General features: G+C 31.9%; 1 protein-coding gene. It reads left to right on the forward strand.

Translation table 11 applies throughout. From position 1 onward, the window contains the following. The first annotated feature begins 219 nt into the window (after positions 1 to 219). Positions 220 to 1,884 (forward strand): amino acid permease, encoded by a 1,665-nt coding sequence (locus QZ824_RS11510; RefSeq protein WP_291276159.1) that lies wholly within the window; start codon positions 220 to 222, stop codon positions 1,882 to 1,884. The last annotated feature ends 25 nt before the right edge of the window (positions 1,885 to 1,909 follow it).

Consider the following 1,909-nt stretch of genomic DNA (forward strand, 5'->3'; position numbering starts at 1 on the left):
TTATAACACTGTATCATGGTAAAGATACTGCTTTTGAATTTAAAAAGTCATGATAAATGTTAGTTTATCAAACATAAACCATACTGCACTGAAAAAGGTTAAAATATTGTTTTCAAAATTATGTCAAATGGTTACGATTTGCTATAATAATTATATATTTGCTTTTCTGTAATTTTTGAGCAGAAAAACTAATAAATTACTAAATCTTATAAAGTATTCATGAATATATTTAGAAAAAAATCAATTACTACGATTTTAAAACAAGGAGGAGACGGAGAACATTCAGGATTGAATAAGGTGTTGAATGTAAGGGATTTAACTTTGTTTGGTATTGCGGCTGTTATTGGAGGAGGGACGTTCAGTGCTATCGGTAATGCTTGTTTTGAGGGTGGTCCAGCAGTGATTTTATTGTATATTATATGCGCTATTGCTTGTGGTTTTACTGCTATGTGTTATGCAGAATTTGCTTCTCGTGTACCTGTTTCAGGCAGTGCTTATACTTATGCTTATGTATCTTTTGGGGAATTATTTGCTTGGATTATTGGTTGGGCCTTAATTATGGAGTATTCCATAGGAAATATTTATATTGCTTTTTCTTGGAGTGGTTATTTTACTAATTTATTGGAGACTTTTGGTTTGCATTTACCTGATTGGTTAACTATCAATTACCAGTCAGCTCATACGGCTTTTCTAGAAAATAAAGTAGGTGAGGGCATGACAGCCTGGACCAGTGCTCCAATGATTGGGAGTTTACGTATTATTTTTGATTTACCTGCTGTACTGATTAATGTTATTATTACTTACTTGGTTTATCGTGGAGCACAAGAGTCGAAGAATGTTAGCAATGCAATGGTTATTATTAAAATGGCCATTATTTTGTTAGTTATTATTGTTGGTTGTTTTTACATTGATGTAGATAATTGGACGCCTTTCATGCCTAAAGGATTTGGTGGAGTAATGGCTGGTGTTTCTGCTGTTTTTTATGCTTACATAGGGTTCGATGCGGTCTCTACTTTAGCTGAGGAATGTAAAAATCCACAGCAAGATTTACCGAAAGGTATGATTTATTCATTAATCGCATGTACTGTAGTTTATATTATTTTAGCATTGGTATTAACTGGTATGGTTTCTTATGAGCTTTTAGGAGTGAGTGATCCACTAGCTGAAATTTTTGCTTTAAAAGAGATAAAATGGATGTTATTTATTGTGTCTATTGCAGCTGTTGTGGCAATGACGAGTGTTTTATTAGTGTTTCAAATGGGACAGCCTCGTATATGGATGACTATGAGTAGAGACGGTTTGATGCCTAGTCGTTTTTCAAAAATTCATCCTAAATACAAAACACCAAGTTATGCAACCATCGTTACTGGTATTGTCGTTGGATTGCCAATCTTTTTTACAGATGAAACATTAGTGTTAGATTTTACAAGTATTGGTACTTTATTTGCCTTTGTATTGGTTTGTGGAGGTGTATTGATGCTTTCTCCTCAAAGTGAAGAAGAAATGGCTGATAGTAAAGGTAAATTTAGAATTCCCTATATAAACTCTAAGTTTGTCTTTCCTTCATTATATATCTGTTCTTTGATTTTAATTCATTATTTGTTTCCTACTTATTTTGTTGATTTATTTGATTTTAGTGGAGATAAATTGGCTACAAATCTGCCTTTGATTATTTTTTACATTTTATGTATTATTTTATCAGGCTTATCTTTTGTGAAAAACTTTTCATTGATTCCGTTATTAGGATTGGTTTCATGTTGTTATTTATTGACTGGGATGACTGTTTCTAATTGGATTTGGTTTTTTGGATGGTTATTAATTGGTTTAGTTGTTTATTTTTCTTTTGGATATAAAAATAGTAAATTGAATCAAACAGTATCGTAATAAAAAACGCCACTTTAAAGTGGCG

It is taken from the genome of Flavobacterium sp., from assembly GCF_021151785.1.
Lineage (GTDB): Bacteria > Bacteroidota > Bacteroidia > Flavobacteriales > Flavobacteriaceae > Flavobacterium.